The sequence below is a fragment of the Flavobacterium fluviatile genome (genome assembly GCF_010645065.1).
Classification (GTDB): domain Bacteria; phylum Bacteroidota; class Bacteroidia; order Flavobacteriales; family Flavobacteriaceae; genus Flavobacterium; species Flavobacterium fluviatile.
Window position 1 is genome coordinate 124,520 of record NZ_JAADZW010000011.1, and the last position, 16,014, is coordinate 140,533.

Genomic DNA, 16,014 nt, shown 5'->3' on the forward strand with positions numbered 1-16,014 from the left:
TATGGCATTATCAGGTTTATTCCGCAAGAAAACAGTACAGGATATTTTAAACCAGGTTGCGAGGAACGAAGCGGATGGTCATAATGCATTAGGAAAGCATTTAACCGCCAGGGATTTAACCGCATTCGGAATTGCAGCTATTATTGGGGCAGGGATTTTTAGTACCATCGGAAAGGCCAGTGCTGATGGCGGACCGGCTGTTATTTTTCTGTTTTTATTTACCGCATTAGCCTGTAGTTTTGCTGCTTTTGCTTACGCTGAATTTGCTTCAATGGTTCCGGTTTCCGGAAGTGCTTATACATATTCTTATGTGGCTTTCGGTGAATTGATAGCCTGGATTATAGGCTGGGCACTGATTATGGAGTATGCAGTAGGAAATATAACAGTAGCCATATCGTGGAGTGATTATTTTACAGGATTGCTCCAGAGCCGCGGGATCCATCTGCCGCAATGGATTCAGATGGATTATTTAACTGCTTCAAACGGCTTTAAAGATGCAATGGCCCTGATGCAGGGAGGAAAAACCTTTGAAAATTTAGACGCTGGATTACAGGCGGCTTATATGGCCTGGACTACTTCGCCAACAATTGGATCTTTTCATTTTGTAGCTGACTTGCCGGCTTTGTTTATTATTGTTTTAATCACCGCTTTGGTTTATCGCGGAATGAAAGAATCACGTAACGCCAGTAACTTAATGGTAGTGGTGAAGCTATGTATTGTACTTCTAGTAATTGCAGTTGGAGCATTTTATGTGGATACGACCAATTGGGATCCTTTTGCGCCAAATGGTGCAGGGGGTGTTTTAAAAGGAGTTTCGGCTGTTTTTTTTGCTTACATAGGTTTTGATGCAATTTCGACAACCGCAGAAGAATGTAAAAATCCACAGCGTGATTTACCACGCGGAATGATGTGGGCAATTATCATTTGTACCATTTTATACATAGCCATTGCATTGGTTTTAACGGGAATGGTCAAATATAACGAATTAAACGTCGGCGACCCTTTGGCGTTTGTTTTTGAAAAATTAGACTTAAAATGGATGTCCGGAATTATTGCTGTGAGTGCCGTTGTAGCAATGGCAAGTGTTTTATTGGTTTTCCAGATGGGACAGCCGCGTATCTGGATGAGTATGAGCCGTGATGGATTGTTACCAAAGAAGTTTTCGACAGTACATCCAAAATTCAAAACGCCTTCTTTTGCAACTGTCGTAACAGGTTTTGTCGTTGCAGTTCCGGCTTTGTTTCTGAATTTAACAATGGTAACCGATTTATGCAGTATCGGGACTCTATTTGCTTTTGTATTGGTTTGTGCAGGCGTTTTGGTATTACAAAACAAACCTGAAATTCCGAGAGGTAAATTCAAAACTCCTTATGTGAATTCCAAATATATACTGCCGGTTTTAATGATTGCCGGATTATATTATGCTTTTGCTTTCAACAATAAAGCAACAATGGCATTCATCAACAACGAAGCACAGACTTTTGACGCTACAACAATTATTACTTCTTTAAACAAAGAAGAATCAGTAAAAGTTCTGAATTATTTGGAAGGTATAGATGCTACAGACAAAACTGCCGAAACATCTGATCTGGAACATTTATTAAGTCAATATCAGGACGATGAAACAAAATATGCAGCAGTAGTAAAAGGATTGCCAATTGATGATTCGCTGAAATACGAGTCTGGTTTCAGTTTGTTCAAACATAAAATTCCAATGTGGATTTTCCTTTTTGTTTTGGTGGGATTAGCCGTTTGGGCATTCAGAAAAAACTTGTCTTTAATTCCGCTTTTAGGTTTAATCTGCTGTTTGTATATGATGGCGGAGTTGAGCGTGTGGAACTGGATTTATTTTACGGTTTGGTTATTAGTCGGCTTGTTGATTTACTTTGGCTATAGCCGAAAAAACAGTAAACTGAATATTCAGGTCATGAGTTAGCAATAAAATTATATGTGAAAAGCCGTTCTTGATAATAATTTCAGAACGGCTTTTATCTGCTCATCGAGTGAGTTTACATAATTTTTTCACGCAGATTTATACAGATTTTTACAGATTTTTTTAGATTATAAATCAATAAAATTTGTGTGCTTTGCTTAAATCTTTTAAAATCGACGTGAAAAAAACCTGCTAATCTTTGCGTAACTCTTTACGAACTTGCGTTAAGATTCACAGTCAAATTCACAAGTCAAAACTAAAAAATATTAAATTTGATTTTAAAATGAAAGGATAATGGAAACAAAAGAATTAAGACGTAAGCTTATAAAGGATTTTGGGAAAATCATAGAGGATGATTCTAAATTGGAAATATTAGAAAGTTTTTTTGACGCAATAAATTATGACGAGAAAAAGTCAATTGTTCCTGATTCGCATTATGATTTGGTTGTTGAAGAAAGAGAAAGATATATTTCTGGAGAAAATCAGTCAAGTTCCTGGGAAGAAGCTGAAAAACGTCTGAATGCTAAGTATGGCTTTTAAGATTACTATTTTACCATTAGCAGAAAAAGAAATTGATGAATCTATTGAATTTTACGAAAGCAAAAATAAAGGTTTAAGGAAACAATTTCTAGCTTGTTTGAAATCTTATTTCAAAGTTTTAAAAAAAAATCCACAACTGTTCGAAATAAAAAGTAACCAGGTTATCGCGAATTAACATTGGTTAAGTTTCCATTTGTTGTTATTTATGAAATTATTCAAAGTGAAATAATTATTCATTCTGTCTTTCATACTTCAAGAAATCCTCAAAGGAAACCTTGAGTTTGAAATTTGGTAAAATCTGCTAAATTTCTCACTACAAAATTTCAGGTTTTTAAAAATCGAATTTATCCGATTTTATAAATCCAAATTCATTAATCAAAAAATCAAAAAAGAATCACTTTCTTTTCGAAAATTAAAGAAATCATAACAAAAAACCTGAAGCTTTAAACTTTAAACAAAACTTTATTCCTTAATTTTGTAACGCTAAAAATAAAAAATAGAAAAACTATGAGTTCATTTGACGTAGTCATTATAGGTTCAGGTCCTGGCGGATATGTATCAGCAATTCGTTGCGCACAATTAGGTTTCAAAACTGCTATTGTAGAAAAATATACTTCTTTAGGCGGGACTTGCCTTAACGTAGGCTGTATTCCTTCAAAAGCATTATTATCATCTTCTCACCATTATGCGGAAATTGCTCATTTTGCAGATCATGGAATCGAAGTTTCCGGTGATGTAAAAATCAATTTAGAGAAAATGATTGCGCGCAAGCAAGCTGTTGTAGATCAAACCGTAGGTGGAATCAACTACTTAATGGATAAAAATAAAATTACTGTTTTCAATGGTTTAGGTTCTTTTGTAGATGCAACTCACATTGCTGTTGCAAAAGCTGACGGAACTTCAGAAACTATCGAAGCAAAATATACGGTGATTGCTACAGGTTCAAAACCATCTTCTTTACCTTTCATCAAAATTGATAAAGAAAGAATCATTACTTCTACTGAGGCTTTGGCTTTAAAAGAAGTTCCAAAACACTTAGTTATTATTGGTGGAGGAGTTATCGGAATCGAACTTGGACAAGTGTACCTTCGTTTAGGGGCTCAGGTTTCTGTTGTAGAATTCATGGACAGAATCATTCCGGGAATGGACGGAGCGCTTTCTAAAGAATTGACTAAAGTGTTGAAAAAACAAGGAATGAAATTTTACACATCTCATAAAGTTCAGTCAGTTGAAAGAAATGGGGATGCTGTAACTGTTCAGGCTGAAAACGCGAAAGGAGAGGTAATTACACTTGAAGGAGATTATTCATTAGTTTCTGTAGGCCGTCGTCCTTATACAGATGGATTAAACGCTGACAAAGCCGGAGTTAAAATTTCAGACAGAGGACAAGTTGAGGTAAACGATCATTTACAAACCAGTGTTCCAAATATTTATGCAATTGGTGATGTTGTTCGTGGAGCAATGTTAGCGCACAAAGCGGAAGAAGAAGGAGTAATGGTTGCTGAAATTTTAGCGGGTCAAAAACCACATATCGATTACAACTTAATTCCTGGTGTAGTTTACACCTGGCCGGAAGTTGCGGCAGTTGGACAAACTGAAGAGCAATTGAAAGCTGCCGGAGTAAAATACAAATCCGGAAGTTTCCCGTTCAAGGCTTTAGGACGTGCAAGAGCAAGTGCTGACTTAGACGGATTCGTAAAAATCCTTGCTGATGAGAAAACAGATGAGGTTTTAGGAGTTCACATGATTGGTGCCCGTACAGCTGATTTAATTGCTGAAGCAGTTACTGCAATGGAATTCAAAGCTTCTGCTGAAGATATTTCAAGAATGAGCCACGCGCACCCAACTTTCGCGGAAGCGGTAAAAGAAGCAGCATTGGCAGCTACTGAAAACAGAGCTATACACGTATAATATTTACGTAAAATTATATTTTAGGAAACCGTCAGAATCTATCTGGCGGTTTTTTTTATCCTTATTTTAAGCTCTGTATAATATAATAATCGGAAACAATTTTGTAAATGAAATGTGTTTTCATGATGTTATCTTTAGAAATAATAAAAAAATATAATAACATGAAAAACAGATATATTTTTCCGGTTTTAATTGGAGCAGGAATCTTATTCGCATTATCATCATGCGGAGGAGGGATTCCCGGGAAAGCTACAGCTGTAAACAATTTTGACAGCACAAAATACCTCGGTAAATGGTATGAAATTGCCAGATTGGATCACAAATGGGAGAGGGATTTAAATAACGTAACCGCTGAATATTCTTTAAACGATGACAAAACAATAAAAGTCGATAACAAAGGTTATAATGTCCAAAAAGACAAATGGGAGCAGAGCATTGGAAAAGCTAAATTTGTCGAAAAGGAAAATATCGGAATGCTAAAAGTGTCATTTTTTGGTCCTTTTTATTCCGGCTATAATGTAGTTTCAATTGATCCCGATTATAAATATGCCCTTGTTGCAGGAGAAAGTTTAAAATACATGTGGATACTTTCGAGAGAAAAGACAATTCCGGAAAATGTCAAAACCGAATTTTTGAAAAAAGCTCAGGAAATCGGTTATAAAACATCAGATTTAGTTTGGGTAAAACAGGATAAAACAAATTAAAAAATAAACCCGACAGGTTTTTTAAAATCTGTCGGGTTTTGTATTTTGAATTAAAATCTGGATTATGGAGTAAAAACGCTTTTGTAGTTATCCCAGTATCTGTAAATCAAAAATAAGTTGCCTAAGAATAATAATCCGGCAATTGGAAGACCTTCCGGGGCAAGAAAATAATTGATGAACAGAATATTTACCGTTATGGGTAAAATCAAAATATTAGCTAATGTTACAAAACGTCCCGTGACGAAAGCGATTCCGCAAAGTAATTCAACAGATTTTGCCAAAGGGAGCAGATAAGTTGAGGCAACAAGGCCTACATTAAAAGCTTTAAAGTTTCCGGTTACCTCTGGTTCAGGTGCCAGCTTAAAGAAAAAGCTGACTGACGCAAAAAGAAGTAAAAGACCAATTAAAACGCGGACAATAATAGTGGCAATTTTCATAATACTTAGGATTTTTTAAGGTTAAAAAAAGAATTAAGCTATTGGAAAAGATGCAAACCGAAAGTCTTAAAATTAAATCATAAAATTATTTTTCTATGATTTTTTTAGGGATTTCAGAATTAAAAGGTTCTAATTTTGATATTCATTTAATTGTCTATCAAATATAACGAATTTTTTGTTATGAAAATGCACATCAATTCTGGATTATTGTTTCTTTAAATACCTGCTGTAAATTAAAAATGTGCCACCGCTTATCAATATAAATGGCCAAATATTAATAATGAAAATTAAGATGGCCTGCAGGAAGTACCAGCCGCATTTTAAAGCATCAATAATCTGGATTCCTAAATTTGGTTTGTAGGCAGCACTGTCTTTTTCGCTTGCTATAGTTTCCTGTCTAATAGTTTCATTCTGATAAAGTTGTAAAGTTATAGTGCTGAAATTTATCTGATCCTGGAGTGATAAATTATCAATTTTACGATTATCGTTGGCCTCTTTCTGGTTTGCCAGAGTATTTTCAGCCTCCATGATATCATTGATTTTTTTGCCTTTTTCACCAATCGCTTTTTCAACTCTTTTTTCAGTATTGGTACTTCTTTTCTGAGAAAGCTGATTTGATAATAATTTCAGTGAAACATCATCAGCTTTGATTACCCTGAAATCCAGGAAATCAATTTGTTTCGCGATCGTTTTTATCACCGTATCCAACTGCGTATTTGGAACGCGGATGGTAATGTTGTTTTCTACTGTGTATTTAGTAGTTTCAAGCGTGCTGTCCTGGCTGATTTTGGTTTTAATCTGATTCTGAATGGTGCTTTGTAAGTTGGTATAGGTAACAAATCCGCCGAATTTTTGGGTGGCATTCTCAATTGCATAAGTTGATCTGACAACGTTTTTAACCTTAAATTTAATATCAGCTGTTCGAATGAATTTCTGCTTGCTGTCTTTTTTTTCGACTGCTGCCGATGATGAAATAGCGGTACTGTCGGTTGTTGTGTAATCTGCTGTTTTTTCAGCTGTAGCATCTGCTTTTTTGCAGGAAAATAATACTACGGTAACGACTAAGGTGGTCAGACCTAACTTTGCAATTGTTTTCATAAAGTTTTTAAATGTTGATTAATAAATAATTTTGATAAAGAGTAAGTAATGTTCTAATCAAATAGCAGGAAAATTTTTAATAATGAATATTAATTCGATAGACTAAAAAGTGTGCCAATATTTTTTTGATATTAGTTATTGAAGGAATTTTTTTGTCGTAATTTTGAGATTTAAAATTGATTCATTTTTGAGAGTTTCCATTCACAAGCACATTCCGGATCCGGAGCAGTTTAAGCAACAGCTTTTAAGTTGGTCACAACAATTTCGAGAAGTTATTTTTTTGGATAGTAATAGTTATCCGCAAGAATATTCCAGTTTTGATTGTATGATGGCTGTTGATGCTTTTACATCTTTAAAAACAGATTTTCATAATGCGTTTGAGGATTTAAGACAGTATCAACAAACTACAAAAGACTGGCTTTTTGGTTATTTGTCTTATGATCTTAAAAATGATACAGAGTCTTTAAAATCAAACAATTTTGACGGACTTAATTTTCCGGATTTATTTTTCTTTCAGCCAAAAAAAATTTTTTTATTGAAAGGGAATCAGCTTGAAATCAAATATCTGCTATTGTGTGACGATGAAGCTGAAGAAGATTTGGAAGAAATTATCCAAAGTAAAAATGACTCTTTTGAAACCCTAGGTAAACTCGATGTGCAGCAGCGAATTTCAAAAGAATTATATCTTCAAAAAGTAACAAAAATGCTGGAACACATTCACATAGGTGATATGTATGAAGCTAATTTTTGTATGGAATTTTTTGCAGAAAATGCAATTATAAATCCGCTGGAGAAGTTTCAAAAACTAAATGAGATTTCAAAAGCACCTTTTTCAGTTTTCTTTAAAAATAATAAACAATTTTTACTCTCCGCTTCTCCGGAACGCTATCTGAAAAAAGTGGGAGACAAAATTATTTCTCAGCCTATAAAAGGAACTTCAAAGCGGTTTTCGAATGCAAATGAAGATGCGAAATCTAAGCAAAATCTTGAAAACGATGCAAAAGAACGCGCTGAGAATATCATGATTACCGATTTGGTTCGGAATGATTTATCGCACACAGCGCAAAAAGGTTCGGTAGAAGTTACAGAGCTCTGTAAAATATATTCTTTTTTGCAGGTGCACCAAATGATTTCGACGGTGACTTCAAAATTAGACCCTCAGTATTCTCCTGTGGATGTTTTAAAAACGACTTTTCCAATGGGAAGTATGACTGGAGCTCCGAAAATTTCGGTCATGAAAATTATTGAAAATCTGGAAGAAACTAAGCGTGGTTTATATAGCGGGGCTGTGGGGTATTTTACTCCTGAAGGCGATTTTGATTTTAATGTAGTCATCAGAAGTATTTTGTACAATCAGGAAAATAAATACGTTTCGTTTTCTGTCGGAAGTGCTATTACCGCTCAGTCTGTTCCTGAAAAAGAATATGAAGAGTGTTTACTGAAGGCCAAAGCAATGTCTGAGGTATTATCGGGTTCATTTTGAAAATAATAATTTAAAAGTGTTTATATGAAGTTAATCTTGAGAACTTATAATTTAAAATTAAAGCACACTTTTAGAATTTCAAGAAAAACAATTGATTTTCAGCCTTCGCTAATAGTTGAATTGCAGGATGACGGATTTTCAGGGTATGGTGAAGCAACTTCAAATCCGTACTATAATATTACCGTTGAAATTCTGCAAAATGATATTGAAAAAATCCGCGATATTGTAGAATCAGCTTCAAATGAAACTCCTGAGGAATTTTGGTTAAAAATGAATTCGTTTTTAAAAGAAAATCCTTTTGCTTTATGCGCCCTGGATAATGCGTATAATGATTTGTATGCGCGTAAAAAAGCAAAAAAACTTTATGAATTATGGAATTACAGTATTGCAAACAATCCGCTGACTAATTATACCATTGGCATTGACAGTATCGAAAATATGATAGCCAAAATGAAAGGGTTTCCATGGCCGATTTACAAAATAAAGTTAGGAACCCCTGAGGATATTGCCATTGTAACCGAATTACGAAAACATACTGATGCAGTTTTTAGGGTGGATGCAAATTGCGCCTGGACAGTTGATGAAACTCTGGAAAATGCAGTTATTTTGAAAAGCTTAGGTGTCGAATTTACTGAACAGCCTTTAAAAGCTAATGACTGGAAAGGTCATAAGGAGGTTTTTGAAAATTCTGTTTTGCCGGTCATAGCCGATGAAAGTTGTATCACAGAAGCAGATGTTGCAAAATGTCACAATCATTTTCATGGTGTAAATGTTAAATTGATGAAATGTGGCGGTATAACACCTGGAAGAAGAATGATTGCTGAAGCTAAAAAGCTGGGTTTGAAAACAATGGTAGGTTGCATGACAGAATCATCAGTTGGAATTTCTGCTATTGCGCATTTACTGCCTGAATTGGATTATGTTGATATGGATGGTGCTTTGCTTTTGGCAGAAGATATTGCAAGTGGAGTTTCGATTAAATACGGAGAAACAAGTTATCCTGAAAGAACCGGAACCGGTGTAATTTTATTCTAATATTTCCTTTTAAAATAGTGTACCTTTGCAAAACAAACAATAATGAGGTACAACAAATTAAATTTAAACCTCAAACCTGCAACAAAACAAAAAAAATGACGAACAACGATATCTTAAAAAAACTTCGCGTGGCTTTAATGCTCCGTGATGATCAAATAGTTGAAATTTTAGAATTAGTAGATTTTAGGATTTCAAAATCAGAATTAGGTGCTTTTTTCAGAGCAGAAGATCATCCTAATTATATGGAATGCGGCGATCAGGTTTTAAGAAACTTTTTAAACGGATTAGTTATTCATTTAAGAGGAACTAAGGAAAATCCGAAGAATCCAAATGATGTTTTAGCCAAGCATAAATCAGAAATTCCGAAGAAAGAAACCTCTAAAGACAGACCTGAGTTTAAAGCAGCGCCAAAAGATTCAGAAAAATATAGAGCTGATCAAAGTCCATCAAAGTCAGGTTCAGCAGCTGGAAAACCTAAGAAGAAAGCATTTCCAAAAGGAAATGGAAAACCATCTGTTGTAGAAAAAGTGGTTTTCAAAAACGGGAAGAATAAGAAATAATTTAACCGAAAAGTTTGCTAAGATTTACGCAAAGTTCGTAAAGTTTTATTTATAAAGCTTTGCGAACTTTGTGCTTTTGTAGAGATAGTAAAATAAAATACTTGCGTTCTTTGCGGTTATTAAATCAAAAAAAAATCCACTCCTTTCGGAATGGATTTTCTGTATAAATTGATTTCTTATTTCTAATTAAGAAAGAGCAGCTTTAACCTGGTCAGCAGCTTCCTGGAATTGAACTGCAGATAAGATTGGCATACCAGAGTTGTCAATTAATTCTTTTGCAATTTCAGCATTTGTTCCTTGCAAACGAACGATGATTGGCACATTGATAGCGTCACCCATGTTTTTGTAAGCGTCAACAACACCCTGAGCAACACGGTCACAACGAACAATTCCTCCAAAGATGTTAATTAAAATAGCTTTTACGTTTGGATCTTTTAAGATAATGCGGAACGCTGTTTCAACACGCTTAGCATCAGCAGTTCCTCCTACGTCTAAGAAGTTAGCAGGCTCAAAACCGGCATATTTAATTAAGTCCATTGTTGCCATTGCAAGACCAGCTCCATTTACCATACATCCTACAGTACCGTCAAGATCAACATAGTTTAGGCCAACTTCTTTAGCTTCAACTTCGATTGGATTCTCCTCGCGGATATCTCTCATTTCAGCATATTTTGGCTGTCTGTATAAAGCGTTATCATCAATGTTAACTTTAGCATCAACAGCTAAGATTTTGTTATCAGAAGTTTTTAAAACCGGGTTGATTTCAAACATAGAAGCATCAGAGCCGATGTAGGCATTGTATAATGCATCAATGAATTTAACCATTTCTTTGAAAGCATTTCCTGAAACACCTAAGTTAAAAGCAATTCTTCTTGCCTGAAAACCCTGTAAACCTACAGAAGGATCAACTTCTTCAGTAAAGATTAAATGTGGTGTGTGTTCTGCAACTTCTTCGATATCCATTCCACCTTCAGTAGAATACATAATCATGTTACGACCTGTAGCTCTGTTTAATAAAACAGAAACATAAAATTCAGAAGTTTCACTTTCACCAGGATAATAAACATCTTCAGCTACTAAAACTTTGTTTACTTTTTTACCCTCAGCAGAAGTTTGAGGTGTAATCAACTGCATTCCGATAATTTGTTCAGCTAGTTCTTCAACTTGTTGCAAATTTTTTGCTAGTTTAACTCCGCCGCCTTTTCCACGTCCACCTGCGTGAATTTGTGCTTTTATTACGTGCCATCCTGTACCAGTTTCGGCAGTTAATTGTTTCGCAGCAGCTACAGCTTCAACCGCATTGTTAGCTACAATTCCGCGTTGAACGCGTACTCCGTAACTTGCTAAAATTTCTTTCCCTTGATATTCGTGTATGTTCATAATATAGAATTTGTCTGGTTCTGAATTTATTTCAGAATAAAAGTGCGACAAAAGTAGCGAAATTGAACTGAAAAGTAAAATCTTTTTTAATTAATAATAAACCAATCCCAGTTTGTTAAATAAATTTGGTTAAAGCCAATAAATAGTTAAGTCAATGCGCTCTTAATGTTAATTGTAAGTCACTATATCGTTTTAGAATTAACCTAAAAGCAACTCAATTTTGTTACATAATGTCGATTTTTCTTAATATAATTTAAATGCAATTGTCATTTTGGCAATTCACAATGCGTTCTGTAATATTATTATCATTTAAGAACCGTTTTTCTAATATTCCTATAAAAGTGTAAGGCAAAGCATAATTTCGATACATTATATTTAATGAAATCTTTATTTTTGTAAAAAAAAAATATCAAGAATGAAACTAAAAGAACAAGGCCTTTATTTGCCAGAATTCGAGCATGAAAATTGCGGAGCTGGTTTTATCTGCAATCTTAAAGGAGAAAAGACAAACCAAATTATTCATGATGCTCTTGAGATTCTAGTTAAACTGGAACACAGAGGTGGAGTGAGTGCTGATGGAAAAACAGGGGATGGAGCTGGACTTTTAATTGATATTCCTCATGATTATTTCAAGAGGATATGTGATTTTGAATTGCCTGCTGCGCGTGAGTATGCTGTTGGAATGGTATTTTTACCAAAAATTAAAAATCAATACGATTTTTGTAAAGAGATTTTTGAAAAAGAAATTAAAGCACAGGGACTTTCTGTTTTAGGATGGAGAGAAGTTCCGGTTGATTCTTCGCAGCTGGGTGAAATTGCTTTAGCGTCAGAACCAAGTATCGAACAAATTTTTATTGGAAAAAAAGAAGCTATTGAGGATGCTGTTTTTAAAGCAAAATTGTATGCAGCACGTAAAATTACCGAACATACAATCAGGCATTCAAAGATATCACAAAGCTCCTATTTTTATCTTCCGAGTTTATCAACGACCACTATAATATATAAAGGTATTATCATGCCGGAAGATATTGGTCCGTACTATACTGATTTACAGCAAACGGATTTAGTGACACGTTTAGCATTAGTACACCAGCGTTTCTCTACCAATACAATGCCTACATGGGAGTTGGCTCAGCCATTTAGATATATGTGTCAGAATGGTGAGATTAATACTTTGCGTGGTAACGTGAGCAGAATGCGTGTTCGTGAAGAAATTATGAAAAGTGAGGTTTTCGGACCACAAATCGATAAATTATTCCCAATCATTTTACCAGGAAAATCAGATTCTGCTTCTATGGATATGGTGGTGGAATTGTTAACGCACACAGGAAGATCATTGCCGGAAGTAATGATGATGATGATTCCTGAGGCATGGGAAAAACACAAAACAATGTCTCCTGAAAGAAAAGCATTCTATGAATATAATGCTTGTATTATGGAGCCATGGGACGGTCCTGCTTCTGTTCCATTTTCAGATGGGGATTATGTAGGAGCTTTATTAGACCGTAACGGGCTAAGACCTTCAAGATATACTGTTACTAAAAGCGGTAAATTAATTATGGCTTCTGAAATTGGAGTTGTTGAAGTGCCTGCTGAAGATGTTGAAAGCCATGGTAGATTAGAGCCTGGTAAAATGTTCCTTGTGGATATGAATGAAGGCCGTATCATCAATGACGAAGAAATTAAAAGTAAAATTGTTTCTGAAAGACCTTATCAGGAATGGTTGGATCAATATAGATTACACTTAAGAGATGTTCCGGAAACATCAGATGTTTGTCCGGTTGAAACTATAGATTTGCCAACAAGAGAGCGTCTTTTTAATTATACATTGGAGGATATTCAGGATATGATTACGCCAATGGCCCAAACAGGTAAAGAAGCTTTGGGTTCAATGGGAATCGATACGCCTCTTGCCGTGTTGTCAGACAGACCTCAGTTAATTCCTAATTATTTCAAGCAATTATTCGCTCAGGTAACGAATCCGCCATTGGATGGTATCCGTGAAGAAATCGTCACAGATATTGCTTTGAATTTAGGTCAGGACCGTAATATTTTTGACATTACAAGCAAACAATGTCGTAAATTAAGAATTCAGAATCCGGTTATTTCTAACGGTGACCTAGAAAAAATCAGAACGATTTCTATAGATAATTTTAAAGCAGAAACTTTTAAAATTTTATATCCAAAAGCTGAAGGTGTGAATGGGTTGGAAGATGCTTTGGATGCTATAATTGTACAAATTACAAAAGCTGTAGAAAGAGGAACCAATATTATTATTCTTTCTGACAGAGGTGTGAATAAGGAGTTTGCACCAATCCCGGCTTTATTGGCATGTTCATATGTAAATCATCAGATGAACCGTTTGCGTAAGCGTTCTTATTTTGATATTATCATGGAATCTGCTGAACCTCGTGAACCACATCATTTTGCTACATTATTCGGATACGGTGCAAGTGCGATCAATCCTTATATGGTAAATGAAATCATCCGTGTTCAGGTTCAGGAAGGGTTTATTACAGGAATTTCAGAACAAAAAGCAGTTGATAATTTCAATAAAGCGATTGGTTCAGGAATTTTGAAAATTATGAATAAAATCGGAATCTCAACTTTACATTCATACAGAGGTTCCCAGATTTTTGAAATTGTTGGATTCAATTCAAAATTCGTTGAAAAATATTTCCCATACACAACTTCCAGAATTGAAGGAATTGGGTTATACGAAATTGAGAAAGAGATTACAGAAAGATACAAATACGCTTACCCTGATAAACTAATTGCAAGCAGATTAGGTTTGAATATTGGCGGGGAATACAGATGGAGACGTAACGGAGAAAGGCACTTATTTAATCCTACTACGATTGCAAAATTACAACAGGCAGTTCGGTTAAGCGATCAGGACAGTTATGATGTGTATTCAAATACAATCAACGATCAGGCTAAGAGTTTAATGACTATTCGTGGATTATTTGAATTTGATAACTTAAATCCGATTCCACTAGAAGAAGTAGAGCCCTGGACAGAAATTGTGAAGCGTTTTAAAACGGGTGCAATGTCTTACGGATCGATTTCAAGAGAAGCACACGAAAATTTAGCTATTGCCATGAACCGTATTGGAGGAAAATCCAATTCAGGTGAAGGTGGGGAAGACAGAAAACGTTTCCAGCCGGACATCAATGGTGACAGCCGTAACTCCGCTATCAAACAGGTTGCTTCCGGACGTTTTGGAGTTACTTCTCACTATCTGACAAATGCAAAAGAAATCCAGATTAAAATGGCTCAGGGCGCTAAGCCTGGAGAAGGTGGTCAGCTGCCTGGAGAAAAAGTATTGCCATGGATTGCAGAAGCACGTAACTCAACTCCTTTCGTAGGGTTGATTTCGCCTCCGCCACACCATGATATTTACTCTATTGAAGATTTGGCACAATTAATCTTCGATTTGAAAAATGCGAACAGAGAAGCCCGTATCAATGTGAAACTGGTTTCTGAAGTGGGTGTTGGAACAATTGCTGCCGGTGTTGCTAAAGCTAAAGCAGATGTTGTTTTGATTGCAGGTTATGATGGCGGAACAGGTGCTTCTCCTTTAACATCATTAAAACATGCAGGTCTTCCATGGGAACTTGGATTAGCAGAAGCGCAGCAAACATTAGTGTTAAATAACTTAAGAAGCAGAATTGTTGTTGAGTGTGACGGTCAGTTAAAAACAGGTCGTGACGTAGCTATCGCTGCTTTATTAGGAGCTGAGGAATTTGGTTTTGCAACTGCTCCTCTTGTAGCTTCAGGCTGTATCATGATGCGTAAATGCCACCTGAATACTTGTCCTGTCGGAATTGCTACTCAGGATAAGGAATTGCGTAAAAACTTCAAAGGAACTCCGGAGCACGTTATTAACTTCTTCTATTATGTTGCAGAAGAATTAAGAGGTATTATGGCTCAGTTAGGTTTTAGAACGTTAGCTGAAATGGTAGGGCAGACTGATAAAATCAATTCAAACAAAGCAATTGAACATTATAAAGCTAAAGGATTGGATTTGTCTTCAATCCTGCACAGACCGGCTGCTTACAAAAAAATGGCGATCCGTAATACAGAAAAGCAGGATCATGGTTTAGAAAATGTACTGGATTTCCAAATCCTTAGAGATTCGCACCGTGCTTTGTACAGAAAAGAAAAAATGACTTTGGCTTACCCAATTAACAATATAAACCGTTCTGTTGGAGCTATTGTGAGTAATGAAATTTCTAAAATATACGGTCACCTTGGATTACCTGAGGATACCTTAAATGTCAATTTTACTGGTTCTGCGGGTCAGAGTTTAGGAGCGTTTAGTGCGCATGGACTTACATTTACCGTAGAAGGAAATACAAATGATTATTTAGGTAAAGGTTTATCTGGAGCTAAATTAATCATCAAAAAGCCTGCAAATGCAACATTTGTAGCTGAGAATAATATCATTGTTGGAAACGTTTGTTTATTTGGTGCAATCGAAGGAGAGGCTTATATAAATGGTATAGCCGGAGAGCGATTTGCAGTACGTAATTCTGGAGCGATTGCTGTAGTGGAAGGTGTTGGAGATCACGGTTGTGAGTACATGACCGGAGGTAAAGTGGTGGTACTTGGTAACACAGGACGTAACTTTGCGGCAGGTATGAGCGGTGGTATCGCTTATGTCTATGATCCTGAACACAAATTTAAAAACGGATTGTGTAATACGGAAACAATCGAATTTGAAACAGTTGAAGGTGCTGATGCTGACGACTTAAGAAATTTGATCGAAAGACACGTTCTGTACACAAACAGTACAAGAGGAACAGCATTATTAAACGACTGGGCTGGAAGCTTAGACAATTTTGTAAAAGTAATGCCTACAGAGTACAAAAAAGCGTTGAAACGTCTGGAAACAGAAGAACAAATGGTAGAAGAATTAACAGCATAATAC

11 protein-coding genes are annotated in these 16,014 nt (G+C 35.6%); 8 read left to right on the forward strand and 3 right to left on the reverse strand.

The features are described 5' to 3' along the window. Position 1 precedes the first annotated feature (1 nt). The 4 genes from GXM17_RS12820 to GXM17_RS12835 all read left to right on the forward strand — a co-directional run bounded on the left by GXM17_RS12820 (position 2) and on the right by GXM17_RS12835 (position 5,088). Complete coding sequence (locus GXM17_RS12820) at positions 2 to 1,936, forward strand: amino acid permease (protein WP_163399717.1); 1,935 nt, start codon at positions 2 to 4, stop codon at positions 1,934 to 1,936. Positions 1,937 to 2,227: 291 nt separating this feature from the next. Continuing rightward, positions 2,228 to 2,473, forward strand: coding sequence for a hypothetical protein (locus tag GXM17_RS12825; protein ID WP_163399718.1), 246 nt, complete (start codon positions 2,228 to 2,230; stop codon positions 2,471 to 2,473). Positions 2,474 to 2,980: 507 nt separating this feature from the next. Continuing rightward, positions 2,981 to 4,384: a dihydrolipoyl dehydrogenase gene (lpdA, locus tag GXM17_RS12830; protein WP_163399719.1), complete on the forward strand. Its 1,404-nt coding sequence runs from the start codon at positions 2,981 to 2,983 to the stop codon at positions 4,382 to 4,384. Positions 4,385 to 4,545: 161 nt separating this feature from the next. Then, positions 4,546 to 5,088: a lipocalin family protein gene (locus GXM17_RS12835; protein WP_163399720.1), complete on the forward strand. Its 543-nt coding sequence runs from the start codon at positions 4,546 to 4,548 to the stop codon at positions 5,086 to 5,088. Positions 5,089 to 5,150: 62 nt separating this feature from the next. Here the strand turns inward: GXM17_RS12835 and GXM17_RS12840 are convergent, their stop codons facing one another. Together GXM17_RS12840 and GXM17_RS12845 are read right to left on the reverse strand one after the other, a co-directional pair. Then, a complete protein-coding gene (locus GXM17_RS12840; RefSeq protein WP_163399721.1) occupies positions 5,151 to 5,525 on the reverse strand; it encodes a DoxX family membrane protein in 375 nt (124 codons plus the stop codon). Positions 5,526 to 5,729: 204 nt separating this feature from the next. Next, entirely contained in the window at positions 5,730 to 6,623 is an 894-nt protein-coding gene (locus GXM17_RS12845) for a DUF4349 domain-containing protein (RefSeq protein ID WP_163399722.1), read from the reverse strand. Between the two features lie 187 nt (positions 6,624 to 6,810). On the opposite strand from GXM17_RS12845, the gene GXM17_RS12850 reads away from it, so the two are divergent. From GXM17_RS12850 to GXM17_RS12860, 3 genes are all read left to right on the forward strand, one after another. After that, on the forward strand, positions 6,811 to 8,106 hold the full coding sequence (locus GXM17_RS12850; protein ID WP_163399723.1) for an anthranilate synthase component I family protein: 1,296 nt from the start codon (positions 6,811 to 6,813) through the stop codon (positions 8,104 to 8,106). 24 nt (positions 8,107 to 8,130) lie between these two features. Further along, entirely contained in the window at positions 8,131 to 9,141 is a 1,011-nt protein-coding gene (locus GXM17_RS12855) for a dipeptide epimerase (RefSeq protein ID WP_163399724.1), read from the forward strand. 95 nt (positions 9,142 to 9,236) lie between these two features. Then, a complete protein-coding gene (locus tag GXM17_RS12860; RefSeq protein WP_163399725.1) occupies positions 9,237 to 9,701 on the forward strand; it encodes a DUF1456 family protein in 465 nt (154 codons plus the stop codon). Between the two features lie 186 nt (positions 9,702 to 9,887). Here the strand turns inward: GXM17_RS12860 and sucC are convergent, their stop codons facing one another. Beyond that, positions 9,888 to 11,081: an ADP-forming succinate--CoA ligase subunit beta gene (gene sucC, locus GXM17_RS12865; protein WP_163399726.1), complete on the reverse strand. Its 1,194-nt coding sequence runs from the start codon at positions 11,079 to 11,081 to the stop codon at positions 9,888 to 9,890. A 415-nt stretch (positions 11,082 to 11,496) separates the two neighbouring features. Here sucC and gltB point away from each other — a divergent pair, with 415 nt between their 5' ends. After that, complete coding sequence (gene gltB / locus GXM17_RS12870) at positions 11,497 to 16,011, forward strand: glutamate synthase large subunit (protein WP_163399727.1); 4,515 nt, start codon at positions 11,497 to 11,499, stop codon at positions 16,009 to 16,011. Positions 16,012 to 16,014 lie beyond the last annotated feature (3 nt).